This window comes from Variovorax ureilyticus (assembly GCF_037889935.1).
In the GTDB taxonomy this organism is placed as follows: Bacteria; Pseudomonadota; Gammaproteobacteria; order Burkholderiales; family Burkholderiaceae_C; genus Variovorax; species Variovorax ureilyticus.
This window is the reverse complement of sequence record NZ_JBBKZU010000012.1, coordinates 191,642-204,287: the sequence shown is the minus strand read 5'-3', so window position 1 is coordinate 204,287 and position 12,646 is coordinate 191,642. Positions and strand designations below refer to the sequence as shown.

17 protein-coding genes and 1 pseudogene are annotated in these 12,646 nt (G+C 62.8%); 7 read left to right on the top strand and 11 right to left on the bottom strand.

Features of this window, described 5'->3' with window-relative positions; genetic code table 11:
• Positions 1 to 27 precede the first annotated feature (27 nt).
• The 6 genes from WKW77_RS25120 (at position 28) to WKW77_RS25095 (ending at position 2,462) form a co-directional block, all read left to right on the top strand.
• Entirely contained in the window at positions 28 to 360 is a 333-nt protein-coding gene (locus WKW77_RS25120) for a cupin domain-containing protein (protein WP_340359613.1), read from the top strand.
• A gap of 40 nt (positions 361 to 400) precedes the next feature.
• Positions 401 to 940 (top strand): DUF488 domain-containing protein, encoded by a 540-nt coding sequence (locus WKW77_RS25115; RefSeq protein WP_340359612.1) that lies wholly within the window; start codon positions 401 to 403, stop codon positions 938 to 940.
• On the top strand, positions 937 to 1,578 hold the full coding sequence (locus WKW77_RS25110) for a uracil-DNA glycosylase family protein (RefSeq protein ID WP_340359611.1): 642 nt from the start codon (positions 937 to 939) through the stop codon (positions 1,576 to 1,578). The genes WKW77_RS25115 and WKW77_RS25110 overlap by 4 nt, the downstream gene beginning before the upstream one ends.
• Positions 1,579 to 1,651: 73 nt before the next feature.
• On the top strand, positions 1,652 to 1,933 hold the full coding sequence (locus tag WKW77_RS25105; protein ID WP_340359643.1) for a succinate dehydrogenase, cytochrome b556 subunit: 282 nt from the start codon (positions 1,652 to 1,654) through the stop codon (positions 1,931 to 1,933).
• Positions 1,934 to 1,992: 59 nt separating this feature from the next.
• Positions 1,993 to 2,124 (top strand): hypothetical protein, encoded by a 132-nt coding sequence (locus tag WKW77_RS25100; RefSeq protein ID WP_340359610.1) that lies wholly within the window; start codon positions 1,993 to 1,995, stop codon positions 2,122 to 2,124.
• A gap of 188 nt (positions 2,125 to 2,312) precedes the next feature.
• Entirely contained in the window at positions 2,313 to 2,462 is a 150-nt protein-coding gene (locus tag WKW77_RS25095; RefSeq protein WP_340359609.1) for a hypothetical protein, read from the top strand.
• Between the two features lie 236 nt (positions 2,463 to 2,698).
• Here WKW77_RS25095 and WKW77_RS25090 read toward each other — a convergent pair whose 3' ends face one another.
• From WKW77_RS25090 to WKW77_RS25045, 11 genes and pseudogenes are all read right to left on the bottom strand, one after another.
• A complete protein-coding gene (locus WKW77_RS25090; protein ID WP_340359608.1) occupies positions 2,699 to 3,358 on the bottom strand; it encodes a competence protein CoiA in 660 nt (219 codons plus the stop codon).
• Between the two features lie 127 nt (positions 3,359 to 3,485).
• Positions 3,486 to 3,698, bottom strand: coding sequence for a hypervirulence associated TUDOR domain-containing protein (locus WKW77_RS25085; protein ID WP_340359607.1), 213 nt, complete (start codon positions 3,696 to 3,698; stop codon positions 3,486 to 3,488).
• Positions 3,688 to 5,016: a transketolase-like TK C-terminal-containing protein gene (locus WKW77_RS25080; RefSeq protein WP_340359606.1), complete on the bottom strand. Its 1,329-nt coding sequence runs from the start codon at positions 5,014 to 5,016 to the stop codon at positions 3,688 to 3,690. Before WKW77_RS25080 ends, WKW77_RS25085 begins: the two co-directional genes overlap by 11 nt.
• Positions 5,017 to 5,035: 19 nt before the next feature.
• Entirely contained in the window at positions 5,036 to 5,236 is a 201-nt protein-coding gene (locus WKW77_RS25075; protein ID WP_340359644.1) for a hypothetical protein, read from the bottom strand.
• The gene (locus WKW77_RS25070; protein ID WP_340359605.1) at positions 5,181 to 5,411 is read right to left on the bottom strand and encodes a hypothetical protein; all 231 of its coding nucleotides are present in this window, start codon (positions 5,409 to 5,411) and stop codon (positions 5,181 to 5,183) included. The genes WKW77_RS25075 and WKW77_RS25070 overlap by 56 nt, the downstream gene beginning before the upstream one ends.
• Positions 5,408 to 6,433 (bottom strand): phosphogluconate dehydrogenase (NAD(+)-dependent, decarboxylating), encoded by a 1,026-nt coding sequence (gene gnd, locus WKW77_RS25065; protein WP_340359604.1) that lies wholly within the window; start codon positions 6,431 to 6,433, stop codon positions 5,408 to 5,410. Before gnd ends, WKW77_RS25070 begins: the two co-directional genes overlap by 4 nt.
• 665 nt (positions 6,434 to 7,098) lie before the next feature.
• Positions 7,099 to 7,194, bottom strand: a pseudogene (locus WKW77_RS35055) (tyrosine-type recombinase/integrase); the annotation flags it as partial.
• Between the two features lie 55 nt (positions 7,195 to 7,249).
• Entirely contained in the window at positions 7,250 to 7,999 is a 750-nt protein-coding gene (locus WKW77_RS25060) for a succinate dehydrogenase iron-sulfur subunit (protein WP_340359603.1), read from the bottom strand.
• A 34-nt stretch (positions 8,000 to 8,033) separates the two neighbouring features.
• The gene (gene sdhD / locus WKW77_RS25055; protein WP_340359602.1) at positions 8,034 to 8,375 is read right to left on the bottom strand and encodes a succinate dehydrogenase, hydrophobic membrane anchor protein; all 342 of its coding nucleotides are present in this window, start codon (positions 8,373 to 8,375) and stop codon (positions 8,034 to 8,036) included.
• On the bottom strand, positions 8,369 to 8,746 hold the full coding sequence (gene sdhC / locus WKW77_RS25050) for a succinate dehydrogenase, cytochrome b556 subunit (protein WP_340359601.1): 378 nt from the start codon (positions 8,744 to 8,746) through the stop codon (positions 8,369 to 8,371). The genes sdhD and sdhC overlap by 7 nt, the downstream gene beginning before the upstream one ends.
• Positions 8,747 to 8,757: 11 nt before the next feature.
• Positions 8,758 to 11,103, bottom strand: a complete 2,346-nt coding sequence (locus tag WKW77_RS25045) for a nitric-oxide reductase large subunit (RefSeq protein ID WP_340359600.1) — start codon at positions 11,101 to 11,103, stop codon at positions 8,758 to 8,760.
• Between the two features lie 370 nt (positions 11,104 to 11,473).
• Between WKW77_RS25045 and WKW77_RS25040 the strand changes: the two genes are divergently transcribed.
• Complete coding sequence (locus WKW77_RS25040) at positions 11,474 to 11,863, top strand: hypothetical protein (protein WP_340359599.1); 390 nt, start codon at positions 11,474 to 11,476, stop codon at positions 11,861 to 11,863.
• Positions 11,864 to 12,646 lie beyond the last annotated feature (783 nt).

The following is a 12,646-nucleotide window of genomic DNA, read 5'->3' as shown; positions in this document are numbered from 1 at the left end:
TATTTTGAAAATCAGGAGCGTTGAGCAATGGCCATCCACCATGCCCTCTCGGGCGAAATGATCGACATCCGACCACTCGGCAACACGATACGGGCAACGCAAAGCGGTACGCTGTACAAGACGCAGCACCTCGAGGTGTTTCGCATGGTCCTGTTCGCCGGCAAGGAGATTCCCGAGCACAAGGTGGTGGGCGAGTCCACGGTTCGATGCCTCGAAGATAGCGTCGAGTTCTCCATCGGCACCACGCGAGACATCCTGCGGGCAGGAGACCTAAGGTGTCTGGCGGGGGGCGTGACGCAGTCGCTCTTGGCCATTGAGGACTCGTCTGTGCTGGTCACGTTGCTGCTTCATGGCGCCTAGCTTTATGCGAACGGTAAGCACATCGTCAAAGCCCGAGGGGGTGGTCTTCACCATCGGCCACTCGAGCCGGGCCATCGAGGACTTCATCGGTCTGTTGTGGTCGAATGAGGTGGCCGAGGTGATCGATGTGAGAACCATCCCGCGCTCGCGCCACAACCCTCAGTTTAATCTCGAGACGCTCCCCGGGTCGCTCGCTGCTGCGCGCATCGAGTATTCGCACATGGCGGGTTTGGGTGGGCTGCGCCACGCACGTGCCGATTCGCCAAACACCGGTTGGCACAACGCGTCGTTCAGGGGTTACGCGGACTACATGCAGTCCACAGAGTTCGCTTCGAACGTCGACGCGGTCGTGGCGCTTGCGCGCTCCCGGCAGTGTGCGCTGATGTGTGCAGAGGCTGTCCCCTGGCGGTGTCACCGTTCGCTGATCGCCGACGCGCTCCTGGTGCGAGGCGTACGCGTGGAGGACATCATTGGACTCCACGGGCGCAAGCCGCATGCGCTCACCTCGTTCGCCCATGTCGAGGGCCTGCGCGTCACGTATCCTGCAGTGGGGCCAACTCCGGATCGGGCGAGTCCATGAATGCGGCGGCGCGCCCGTGTCGGCTCGAGGCGATCACGCCTAGACAGGACCTCGACAGTGTGTTGGCTGCCGCACGCGGCTGTCGTGCGTGCGAGGCCCATCTCCCGCTGGGCCCGCGTCCGGTGCTGCAGGCCGGCTACGCCGCACGCATCCTCGTGGTGGGCCAAGCTCCCGGTGTTCGCGTGCACAAGTCGGGAATCCCATGGGACGACCCCAGCGGAGAGCGGCTGCGAAACTGGACAGGCCTCTGCGAGAAGCGCTTCTACGATGCGTGCCTGGTAGCGATCATTCCGATGGGATTCTGCTACCCCGGGCGCGGGCAAGGCGGTGATCTACCGCCTCGGCGCGAATGCGCGGACCTGTGGCTAGATGCGTTACTCGCCCAGCTGCCTCATGTCGAGCTCACACTGTTGATTGGCCTGCACGCACAGCGTCATTTCTTGGGACGTCGACGCAAGGAATCGCTCACAGAGACGGTCAAGGCCTGGCGGGAGTTCGCGCCGAATTGTTTTCCACTGCCGCATCCATCTGCCCGCAACACGCCCTGGTTTCAGCGGAACCCCTGGTTTGAGCAGGACCTGCTGCCAGCGTTGAGGCAGCGCGTCGTATTGTTGAAGCAGGATGGAGTGACCCCATGAGGCGGCGCGCTCCGGCTCGACCCGTGTTCTTCAGACTGACCAAGATTCGGATGCCGGTGGGCGCTCTACCTCGATCGCGTATCGCGTCACGGGCGTGATTCTGGCGACCGGCATCCCCTTTTGCCATGCATCATTCGCTCGACAGCGCGCAGTCGTACGAACGCCTGACGCGAATTGCGAGCAACGGTTTGTTGCGTTCGTCTGCGCGCTGTTTAATCGCCTCTTGGCAGGCGTGCGGCATCTGCTGATGGGCATCGGCATCGGTTCCGACCTGGCTGATGCGCGCCGAAGCGCTTGGCTGACTGACTTAGGCGGTGTGAGCCCGGCGCTCATGGCCGCTGGAGTCGTGCTGTGAGAAATCCCCTCGGCGGCGGCCCCACGCCATGGTTGATCCAGTGCCTAAGCGCGGTGTCCATGTTGGCATTCATCCGCTTCGTGCTGGCGCACTTTCTGGTCGATCCGACGGCTACGTACGAGGCATGGAGAGCCTGGGTGAGCAATTCCGGCCTCGGCGTCGCCGCGTTGTTTTTTTCGCCGACCTGCTGACGCATGCATAGGTCGGCTTGCGTGATGTGATCCTGGACTACGTCAAGCCGATCGCCGCCCGCACCGCAGCTCCGGTGCTGTTCGCAGTCGTACTGCTGGTGCAGGAGCTTTGGTCTTTCGCATTCTCTGGCTGGTTCAAGCGTAGAGGCTTCCCCCGAGGACTGTCTCAGATCCCTTGAAGGACGTTCATGAAATTTTCGATCGATCGATTCACTCCCGAGCAAGCCGTCAAGCCCTATCGAATTGAGCGCCTGAAGCGACAGACCGAAGAGCAGAACCGTCGGCCGCAGCCGCTGCAGGATGACGAATCAGAGCCAAAAGAACAGTGGGAACCATGAGGTTTCCGCATACCAGCAGTGCGGCCACGATCCCCGACCAGCGAGCTGGACGCTTTGGACCATCCGCGGGACCGTTCCGAAACCGGTGATCTGGACCGGCTCGCTTTTCTTGACTGCTGCCACGAACTTCGGCACCTTCGGTGCGGCGATCTTGATCTTCGTGCCGGCCTTCGGGTTGAATCCGGTGCGGGCCGGCGCGCGCCACTTGCTTGAACTCGGCACGCCAGGTTGCGGCCTCATCCAAAGCTTGGATCGCTTCTCGTAGCCGCCGGCGCTGTGTTCCTCTCCATGCTTGCGCCAAGTCTGATGCGCCACATGCAGCGCGAAGAGGCGAAGTGGACCGGGCTCGGCACCTGGCCATGACCAGTAGTAGACGCGCCGAAGTTCGCCGCATGGCACCAACGCTCCCAGGCCGAGGGGCTGTAGCGCTCGAAGTCGAGATCCCCGTTCGATAGAGCCCCCCAAATGACCGCGATGCCAAGGCGGCGGTAGTTGAGGGTACGGGCCGCGATGCCCTCTACGCCGAGGACGCTGCGCTGAACCTCGATCGCGACAGGGACGCCTAAGATGACCGCGTAGATATCAGGCACCGCGCCAGGCAAGCGCTTCTCCAGTTCGAGGTGCGTGACGCTGGCCTGATTGCGCGGCCCGTCGAAGATGGCGAGCTTCACCTGGAAGTGGGCTTGCATCTCGCGGAACCCCAGCCGGCACGACGTCGGCGCCTTGTGCGCGAAGTGGTGAATCCGGATGGATCCCTTCCTCATGATCAGCTCGGCCAGGTACGCGGGGCATGTGAACGGCGCGTGATGGCAGCCGGCATCGCGAGCCAGCATCTTGAGGTTGTCCGACCGGCGGTTGCACGCGGGCATCGTAGACGGCAGGATGTCCCGCGACAAGAGTCTGAGTCGCCAGGTTCTTCGGGTTGTGCCCGTGCGGGATAGCCGCGGGGCTTCTATTCACACGCGTGCCACGGTCATCAATATTTCGGCGCGCAAGCGCGCCGAGGCCGAGGTGAGGATTGAATCAGTCTATAGCGTGCAGCACCGCGCCTTTGTGCAGCGCGATGTGCTCGGTCTTGTCGCTCTTGATCTCGTACTGGGGCTCGGCCGGGCTGCAGCGATGGGTGTGGCCTTTGTAATCGGTGTCGCTGGTGTGCACCTTGATGATGCGGCCTGTCACGTGCCCCGCCTCAGAATTCCAGCGCACATGGTCGCCGACCTTGAACTCATGCGTCATGCGGGTCTCCCAGTCGTGGCAGCAGGGCGCGTGCGCGCGCGACCACGTTCTCGACCGTGAAGCCGTATCTCTCGAGCAGTACCTGCGCGGGCGCCGATGCACCGAAGCGGTCGATGCCGAGCATGTCGCCGCGATTGCCCACGTAGCGGTCCCAACCTTGTCTGACCCCGAGCTCGATCGCCAGGCGGGCCGTGACCTGCGGCGGCAGCACCTCATCGCGATAGCTTTTCGGCTGCGCCTCGAAGAGTTCCCAACTCGGCATAGAGACGCAGCGCACGGCGACGCCTTCGGCGCCAAGGCGCTCGGCGGCGGCGACGATGAGGCCGACCTCCGAGCCGCTTGCCATCAGGATCAGCGAGGGCGGCGTCTTCTCGGCGTCAGCGAGCACGTAGGCGCCCCGGCGCACGCCTTCGGCGCTCGCGTACCGGCTGCGGTCGAGAGTGGGGACGTCCTGCCGCGTCAGCGCCAGAAGCACCGGCCGGTCGCGCGTTTCGAGTGCCACCCTCCAGGCGACCGCCGTTTCGTTGGCATCGGCCGGGCGGATCAGTGTGAGGCGTGGAATGGCGCGCAGGTTGGCGAGTTGCTCGACGGGTTGGTGCGTCGGCCCGTCCTCGCCGAGGGCGAGGCTGTCGTGCGTGAACACGTGGACGACGTGTATACCCATCAACGCCGCCAGGCGGACCGGCGGTCGCATGTAGTCGGAGAAGATCAGGAAGGTCGAGCCGTAGCCGATGAAACCGTCGTGTGCCGCCAGGCCGTTGGCGATCGCCCCCATCGCGTGCTCGCGGACGCCGAAGTGGATGTTGCGCCCGCCATGGCTCCAGCCGCCGCCGTCGGAGCCCTCGTCGTCCTCGCCCGGGGTCAGCGGCGAGTTGAAGTCGCCCTCGCCCTTGAGCGCAGTGTGCGTCGACGGATCGAGATCGGCCGATCCACCCGACAGCGCCGGCAGCCTTGGCGCGATTGCGTTCATCACCTTGCCGCCGGCGACGCGTGTCGCCATGCCCTTGGCATCGGCGGCGAAGACCGGAACGTCGGCGTCCCATCCGTCTGGCAGCTCCTCGCGAAGCTGCCCCTGCAACTCGTGCGCGAGTTCCGGAAAGCCTTGCGCATAGGCTCCGATGCGCTCATTCCAATCGTCTTCCGCGGTCTTGCCGCGCCCCAGCGCTTCGCGAAAATGGGCGAGCGCCGCCTCGGGAACGAGGAATGGCGGCTCGATCGACCAGCCAAGCGCTTCCTTCGTTTTCTTCACGTGCTGCACCATGTCCACCGACAGGAAGCGGAGTGTGTCGATGCATTGGCGATCTAACGTGTCTGTCATGGGAAGATCCTCGATTCGTTCAGGCGTGTGGGCGGTCCGGTGCCGGGTTGTGCCAACCGCCGCCACCGGCGATGAGGGCGTCGGCGACCGCCAGACCCCAGCTACCGGGCGCGACGGCCGAGCCCGGCTGCAGCTCGAAGCGGGTGTAGTTGGCACCGTTCGCGTCAGTCGGCGAATCGTCGAACACGCGCTGCGGCGGCGCCTTCAGGCCAACGATCACTTCGGCTGCCGTCGGCGGCAGGTACTTGCCGGCGCGCAGATGCCACGGGCACGCCGGCCCAGCGCCACGAGTCGACGAACAGGCGCAGGGCGCAAAAGGTCTCGACCTCCGAATCGGCGGCGACGTCCTTTTCCTGGCGATAGCCGCGGTACCCCGGTGCCCGCGGCGCGCTCACTGTGCGCCTCCTGTCTTCTTCTCGACGTGGCCACCGAACTCGTGACGCATCGCCGAGAGAATCTGGTTGGCGAAGTCGGCTTCCCCGCGTGAGGTGAAGCGCTCGTAGAGCGCGGCGCTCAGTACGTGCGTTGGCACGGCTTCGTCGATCGCCGCCTCGATCGTCCAGCGGCTTTCGCCCGAATCGGAGACGCGGCCGCTGTAGGCAGCGAGCTGCGCGTTCTTTTGCAAAGCGCTCGCGGTCAGGTCGAGCAGCCATGAACCGATGACGCTGCCGCGCCGCCAGACCTCGGTGATCTCCGGCAGGTTCATCTCGTATTGGTAGAACTCGGGATGGCGCAGTGGGGTCGTCTCGGCGTCGAGGACGCGAGCGCGCTGGCCGACGTTGGCGTTCTTCAGGACATTGAGGCCTTCGGCGTACGCCGCCATGAGTCCATATTCGATGCCGTTGTGGACCATCTTGACGAAGTGGCCAGCGCCATGCGGGCCGCAGTGCAGGAAGCCCTGCTCCGCGCTGGCCGGGGCGCCGTCGCGGCCGGGCGTGCGCGGCGCCGCCTCTAAGCCCGGCGCGAGCGCCGCGAAGATCGGCGTCAGCCGCGCGACGACTTCGGCCTCGCCGCCGATCATCAGGCAGTAGCTGCGATCGACGCCGGCGACGCCTCCGCTGGTGCCGACGTCGACGTAGTGATGGCCTCGCGCGCTCAGCGTCTTGGCGCGGCGGATATCGTCGCGGTAGTACGAATTGCCGCCGTCGATGACGATGTCGCCCGGATCGAGATGCGGCATCAGCTGTTCCAGCGCCTGGTCGACGATGGCCGCCGGCACCATCAGCCAGATCGCGCGCGGCCGCGCCATCTTCGCGACCATGTCGGCGAGGGACGCCGAGCCGGACGCGCCTTCCTTCTGTAGCGCCAGCACCAGCGCCGCCTGTGTGTCGTGGACGACGCACTCGTGGCCCTTGGCCATGAGGCGCCGCACCATGCTGGAGCCCATGCGTCCCAGGCCGATCATCGAGAGTTGCATTGCTGTTCTCCTTATCAATCGACGGGTCGGGCCGGCGCGGGTCGCGGGCCGCGACTTCGAGATCGACCTTCCGAGTCCTGCCGTTGTGGACCAAGCCGACCCATCCGTCGGGGGGACAGTTGACGCTGTCGACACAGCATCGGGCGGCCTAGTCGACACCTACCGCTCGACACGGGATTTCGTAACTCGAAGCGCCACACCGATAGCGCATCTCGAATCCGGGCCACGCAATCGGTAGGAGGGGTCGCACGCGAAGTTGGTTCCCGCGCCGCTCGAGTTCGAGCAGCGACTCGACGAGCAACCGGTACATCCAGCTGGGTGACCCGGTGTACCAGCTCGAGCCACCGCAGCCAGCGTATGGGTTGCACGCGTAGACGTCGCCGTTCCGCGTCGGCGGCGCCTGCACGACGCCGCCTGGGGACAGCGGCGCCTGACCGGGCTACGCCGACTTCGTCCAGTCTCCGGCCGATCCATATGACCCGGGACACGAGAACCTGGCCGAATGGATCTGCGTAGAGACCTGGGATCCCAAGGCGTTCGATTCCATGAAGGCCAGCGGCTGCCTGGCCGCGATCAAGCATTGACGCTGACATGGCGTAATCGACGAAGAACACCGAGACGTTGACTATCGATGACGGTTACATCAACATCGGCGCGCCACCGCCTCACGAGTGGGCCATCGAGGTCATCGAAACGGAAGCATGCCTAAGGTTGTCGCTCACGGTGGTGTGCTCGGCCCTGCGCGCCAGCGCATGCGTCGAACTCGCTCACGCTCTGCCGTAAAGACCCGCTCCAGCCTATCCGTGAAACGAGCACCTAGGAGTTTTTGTCGAGACCGGAGCCTGGCTCGTGAACTTCCAGTCCACCTCCATGGCCGGTGACATTCAGCATTTTCAATCTGATTTTCTCGATGGCATGCGAAGGCTCCAGGCCCTTCGGACATACCTCTGCGCAGTTCATGATAGTTCTGCATCGAAACAGACGATATGGACCCTTCAGGTTCTCCAGCCGCGCGGTCGTGGCGTGGTCTCGGCTGTCCATGATGAACCGATACGCCTGAAGCAGTCCTGCAGGCCCGACGAACTTGTCCGGGTTCCACCAGTACGACGGGCACTGGCTGCTGCAACAGCCGCACAGAATGCACTCGTAGGAGCCGTTCAACGAGTCCCTTTCTGCGGGCGACTGGAGGCGCTCCTTCTCCGGTGGCGCATCGTCGTTCACTAGGAAAGGACTGATTGAGTGGTACTGCCTGAAGAAGTTGGTCATGTCGACGACCAAATCCCGGATGATGGGGAGGCCGGGCAACGGGCGCAGGACGACCGGCTCCTTCAGTCCATGGACCCGCGTGATGCAGGCCAACCCGTTCCTGCCGTTGATGTTCATCGCGTCGGACCCGCAAACGCCTTCGCGACAGGATTTCCTCAATGTCAGAGTGTTGTCCGCCTTCTTCAGCCGCAGGATGACATCGAGCAACATGTGGTCCTCAGGCGCGGGCTCAATCTCGTAGTCCTGCATGTACGGCTTGCTGTCCACTTCCGGGTTGTACCGGGAAACAGAGAGTTTCATTGATCGTCACCTTTGGTTCCTGATAGGGAAGCGACTATGTTCCGGCGCCTAGAATGATCTGGAAGACCCACGCCGCCAAGCTCAGCAGGCACAACGCCAAGACTGCAATCAAGGTGTTGCGTAGTCCGGCCGGTTTCGCATAGTCCAGCAGCACGTCGCGTAGGCCGACCCACATGTGCGAGAACAGCGCGACGAAAAAGACGGCGAACGCAATTCCGACTAGCGGGTCGGCGACACACGCCCGCCAGTCCTGGTAGGTGCGCCTCGGCTGAAAGGCCAAAGCTGCGAGCGAGAAGAGTATGAATAGCAGCATGTAGATGGCGCTTACACGTTGCACTACCCACGCTGGCAACCCCGTGAATCCCCGATTCACCATAGGAGAACCGTCATTGCTACGGCGACGGCGATGCCACCGATGTTTGCGAGATAAGCGCTTCGACGCGCCAGCCGTAGCGGTGAACCCACGTTGAAGTCCGACAACAAATGTCGAATGCCTGCGAAGATGTGATGGGCGATCGCCCAAGTCACTAGAATCGCGCCGCCCTTAACAGGCCAATAGCCCAGCAGCGCCAGGACGCGCTCGAAGCCTTGCTCATCTCGCAGCGACTGGGCCAAGAGATAGATGCCGAGCGGGACGCCCGCAGCGAGAATGACACCGGACACTCGGTGCCCGATAGAGGTGATGGCGCCCACCGGCATCTGGATTTGGAACGGGTTCAGAAAGGCCGGACGAGACGAGCGAGCCATGGCGGGTGCGCCTATGCGTGAGGTTGAATCGCGGGCAAGGTCATCGCTGCACCGGTAGGTGGGGCTCTGCTTGCCAGGTAAGCCCGAGCGGCCGCAAAGGTGACAGGGACGACGCCAAGCAATATGAAGACGAGGTCCCCAGGCAGGCGGCTCCATTCCAGAAATATGGGAATCGTCCCAGCCGTATACGCTTGACTGCGAGCGTGCCAATAGCCATTTGCGAGCACGTCCGCGAGTTGCAAGATGCCGGCCGGAAACAAGCTTAGCACTATCATCAACACCAAGCCGCCGTTCATGCCCCAGAAGCCCACCCTGACGTACCGTTCAAGCACCTTCCAAAGAGGCTCGTCAACGGTCTGCCGGATGGCGAAGACGATGAGGGCGATGCCCAACATGCCGAAGACGCCCATCATCGTGGCATGGGCGTGGTTGATCGTGAGGAGCGTGCCGGTCTCGAAGTAGCTCACGATGGGCAGGTTGATGAGGAAGCCAAAGACGCCCGCACCGACAAAGTTCCAGAACCCGACAGCCATCAGGAAGTAAAAGGTCCACTTGTGTGGCACCTCGATTCGCTCACGGTCAGGGTCAGAACTGGGGCGCGACAGTCTGACAAAGTCCCAGGCATCCAGAGTGATGAGGGTGAGCGGCACGACCTCCAGCGCCGAGAAGAGGGCGCTTGCCGCCATGTTGAAGGTTGTCTGACCGGTCCAGTACCAGTGATGCCCAGTTCCGATGAATCCCCCGGCGAAATAGAGGATGGCATCTAGGTAGATGACGCGCGTGGCTGTGATTCGACTCACAACGCCAAACTGAAAAAAGATAATCGCAACCATCACCGTCACGAAGAATTCGAAGAAGCCCTCGACCCAGAGGTGAATAATCCAGAAGCGCCAGACGTCGACGACTGAAAAATGCGTTCTCCCGTCGAAGAACATTGCTGGCAGGTAAAAGACGGGAATCGCGATGGCGGCACATAAGAATAGGGCCGCAATCTCTCGCCGCTCAGGGTCGTGCAGTGCGGGTAGCACCGCCCGGAGAAGAAGCGCGAACCAGAACAGGAGCGCGACTGCCAGCATCATCTGCCACGCCCGGCCAAGTTCGAGGTACTCCCACCCCTGATGACCGAACCAGAACCACAGCTGCGGCAGAAGTTGCCGCATTCCTGCCCACTCACCGAGGAGGCTACCAATCACCACGGTCGCCAAGGCCCAGAACAGAACATCGATGCTCCTACGTTGGCCAGGGGGGTCGCCCCCCCCCAATGAGGCTGCCAAGAAAAGAGCGCCTGCGACATATGCGGTGGCAATCCAGAATATGGCCAGTTGCAGGTGCCAGGTGCGTAGCAGATTGCTGGGTAGCCACGCTGCCAGGTCGAAGCCATAGAAGCTGCCCGGGTCCGCGCGGTAGTGCGCCACGGCGCCGCCGACCAAAGTTTGAGCCAAGACCAAGAAAGCCACCAACGCGAAATACTTCAGCGTCGCGCGTTGGGCGGGTGTGACCGAGGCGCCGAGTACTTTCGGAAGCAGGTAGCCGGGCCTAGCCTTCCAGCCAAGATAGTCGAATTTGCCGAATGCCAGAAGGACCGTAGCGGTACCGCCGAGCAAAAAGATGAGGCTCAGTGCGCTCCACAGCACCGCATCCGCCGGCGGCGTGTTGCCCGCGACAGGGTCGAAAGGGAAGTTGTTGGTGTACGAATGCGCGGTTCCCGGCCGGTTTGCAACCGCCGCCCAGGCCGTCCATGCGACGAACGCGCTGAGTTGATTCAACTCGGAAGGGTCCGAAATTGTCCGGGTCCGTAGCCCGCCATTTCGCGCGGGCAATGAGAAGTATTCCTCCCAGCCGCGGGTACGACCCTCGAACCACTCTCGGTACGACCGGTCGACCACCAGGACTGCGCTCTGCTGGTCGTAACGGTTCTCCTTGAGTCGGGTTCTCACTTCTGCCTCGACCAATGCGCGCTGCATGGCTGTCAGGGACTCCAGCTTTACACCTTGATTCTGCCGCGCAAGGCTCTCTGCCTGGTGCAGCGCCAAACTGTGAAGGAACTCGGCCGAGAAATCCGGCCCCAGAAGCGCGCCATGGCCCCAGATGGAGCCATTTTCCATCAGGGCATACCTCAGGAAGACTTGCTGGCCCTGTTGGACATCCACCCCGGTGTAGACGAGCGTTCCGTCCACCGTGACGACTCTCTCAGGAATCGGAGGCGCCTCGTGGTAGACCTTGAACGTGAGAAGCACCAGGACGGCAAAGCCGAGTGCCATCGTGAAGAGGCTCGCGCCGCGCCACCACGGTGATAGTCGCTCGGTAGTCCGGATGTCGGACAAGGGAGGCGCAGCTGCCGCGACTTTCGCCATCATCGACTGAGCCCTTTCAGTGGTGCCGTATCGGTTTCACCCATCGTCCTTCTGGATTCAAGGTGAAAGGTTGCTTCACCTTGTTTTTCGGGAAGACCAGGGTCATGAGGACACTCTTTGGCACAGTATGCGCGCCGTTGTGCCCGCCGTATGTGCGTTGCCGAACACAGGAGCCCTTGTGTCGAGTCATGCCACTATTTCGAATGGAGTAGCTCATCGACCGACCCTTGAGCGCCGGGGCGCTCCTTGTCGAGCGGGTCACACCGATGAAGGATTGCTCACCCTATTTGTCACCCGTACAGCTAGACTTGGCAGCTTCGGCGGTCCACGCTTTGCAGGCGTCTAACTGTTCGCAATTTCTGCTTGGAAGCCAATGTCCACTTCAGCTACGAAACCACTTGGCCTCGAAACCTTGCTCGAACAGGCGCTTGCTAGATGGGAAAACGAGGGAGGCTCGGACGCGTGTGGACCGCAACAGAGCCCACTGGGCGAAGATGCGGAGTCTCCGGTTCCGGCGTTGACGAATGCTGAGTTGGTTCAGCTGCAGGTTCGCGTCATCGCGCTCGAGAATCTGGTCATCTCGCTCCTCGCCGATTCCTCCGACGCCCAACGCGTGCTTGCTCGCGAAATGGCAGCCTACATTTCTCCGCGGCCGGGCTTCACACGTCACCATTTGACCACCCACGCGGCTGCGCAGATGAAGCATATGCTGGAACGTGCGGGTCTCTTTCGCGGAGTGGCCGATTGGGCCGTTGATGGGTGAATGCACCTGGGAGGCTCGCTTGTCGCGGTGAGGAGGGCCCTGGCGGCACCCGTCCCCGCGCCATGAGGGCCTACGCCAAGGTGATCAGCGAACGAACAACCAAGCTCGCCCAGATCGACACTCTGCAGATCGCCTTAAAACGGCAAAACACGAACTTGACGCGCGGGACGCGTTCTTTGCCCGCCTTGCGCACGAGATCAGGGAATGCTCTCGCTCCGATCTCGATGTGGCAAAAGGTCCAGGACGCGCATGGTGGGTTCAGCGCGGAGACCGTCCACCGAGACCTCCGCACCCAATCTGTTGGGCGATCGGCGCACCGTGGACCCTAATCAGCTCGACGAGCTGGCTGCCGACCTATGGGGCGATGCGCGCCTGCGCGCCATGCCCTCTGCAGGGGCTGCCGTAGACTGACTCAAGCCCGTCGAAACTATGGATGACCGCTGACAGCGCGCGCTTGGCGGATGGCGTAAATTTTTGTTGCCTGAAAATCTGGCTCGCATCAGGATGTCGGCGATGTCGTTCACTGCAGCAGTGCATCGGTCCGAGTACGGCGGAGGGGACGTAGTTGTCGAGTTGGATGGCTCCACGCCTGATGGGTGTTATCAAGGCACGCGGATCTCGGCCCAAAGGGAGAGCACAAGTGCCGGATCGCATTGGCGGGGAAACATGAAAGCGGCGCCTGCGCCATAACGCGATGAAAAGGTCCCCGCAGATCTCGCGCTCGAGCGCGTGCTACGAATTGCTCGAGCGGTTGTCGCAACGACCGCTGCCCGCCGTGGTTTT

What these genes read in the sequence shown, in the direction of transcription:
- WKW77_RS25120 (WP_340359613.1), top strand. Translation starts at nt 28, where the DNA reads ATGGCCATCCACCATGCCCTCTCGGGCGAAATGATCGACATCCGACCA.
- WKW77_RS25110 (WP_340359611.1), top strand. Translation starts at nt 937, where the DNA reads ATGAATGCGGCGGCGCGCCCGTGTCGGCTCGAGGCGATCACGCCTAGA.
- WKW77_RS25100 (WP_340359610.1), top strand. Translation starts at nt 1,993, where the DNA reads ATGTTGGCATTCATCCGCTTCGTGCTGGCGCACTTTCTGGTCGATCCG.
- WKW77_RS25095 (WP_340359609.1), top strand. Translation starts at nt 2,313, where the DNA reads ATGAAATTTTCGATCGATCGATTCACTCCCGAGCAAGCCGTCAAGCCC.
- WKW77_RS25085 (WP_340359607.1), bottom strand. Translation starts at nt 3,698, where the DNA reads ATGACGCATGAGTTCAAGGTCGGCGACCATGTGCGCTGGAATTCTGAG.
- WKW77_RS25080 (WP_340359606.1), bottom strand. Translation starts at nt 5,016, where the DNA reads ATGACAGACACGTTAGATCGCCAATGCATCGACACACTCCGCTTCCTG.
- gnd (WP_340359604.1), bottom strand. Translation starts at nt 6,433, where the DNA reads ATGCAACTCTCGATGATCGGCCTGGGACGCATGGGCTCCAGCATGGTG.
- WKW77_RS25060 (WP_340359603.1), bottom strand. Translation starts at nt 7,999, where the DNA reads ATGAAACTCTCTGTTTCCCGGTACAACCCGGAAGTGGACAGCAAGCCG.
- sdhD (WP_340359602.1), bottom strand. Translation starts at nt 8,375, where the DNA reads ATGGTGAATCGGGGATTCACGGGGTTGCCAGCGTGGGTAGTGCAACGT.
- sdhC (WP_340359601.1), bottom strand. Translation starts at nt 8,746, where the DNA reads ATGGCTCGCTCGTCTCGTCCGGCCTTTCTGAACCCGTTCCAAATCCAG.
- WKW77_RS25045 (WP_340359600.1), bottom strand. Translation starts at nt 11,103, where the DNA reads ATGATGGCGAAAGTCGCGGCAGCTGCGCCTCCCTTGTCCGACATCCGG.
- WKW77_RS25040 (WP_340359599.1), top strand. Translation starts at nt 11,474, where the DNA reads ATGTCCACTTCAGCTACGAAACCACTTGGCCTCGAAACCTTGCTCGAA.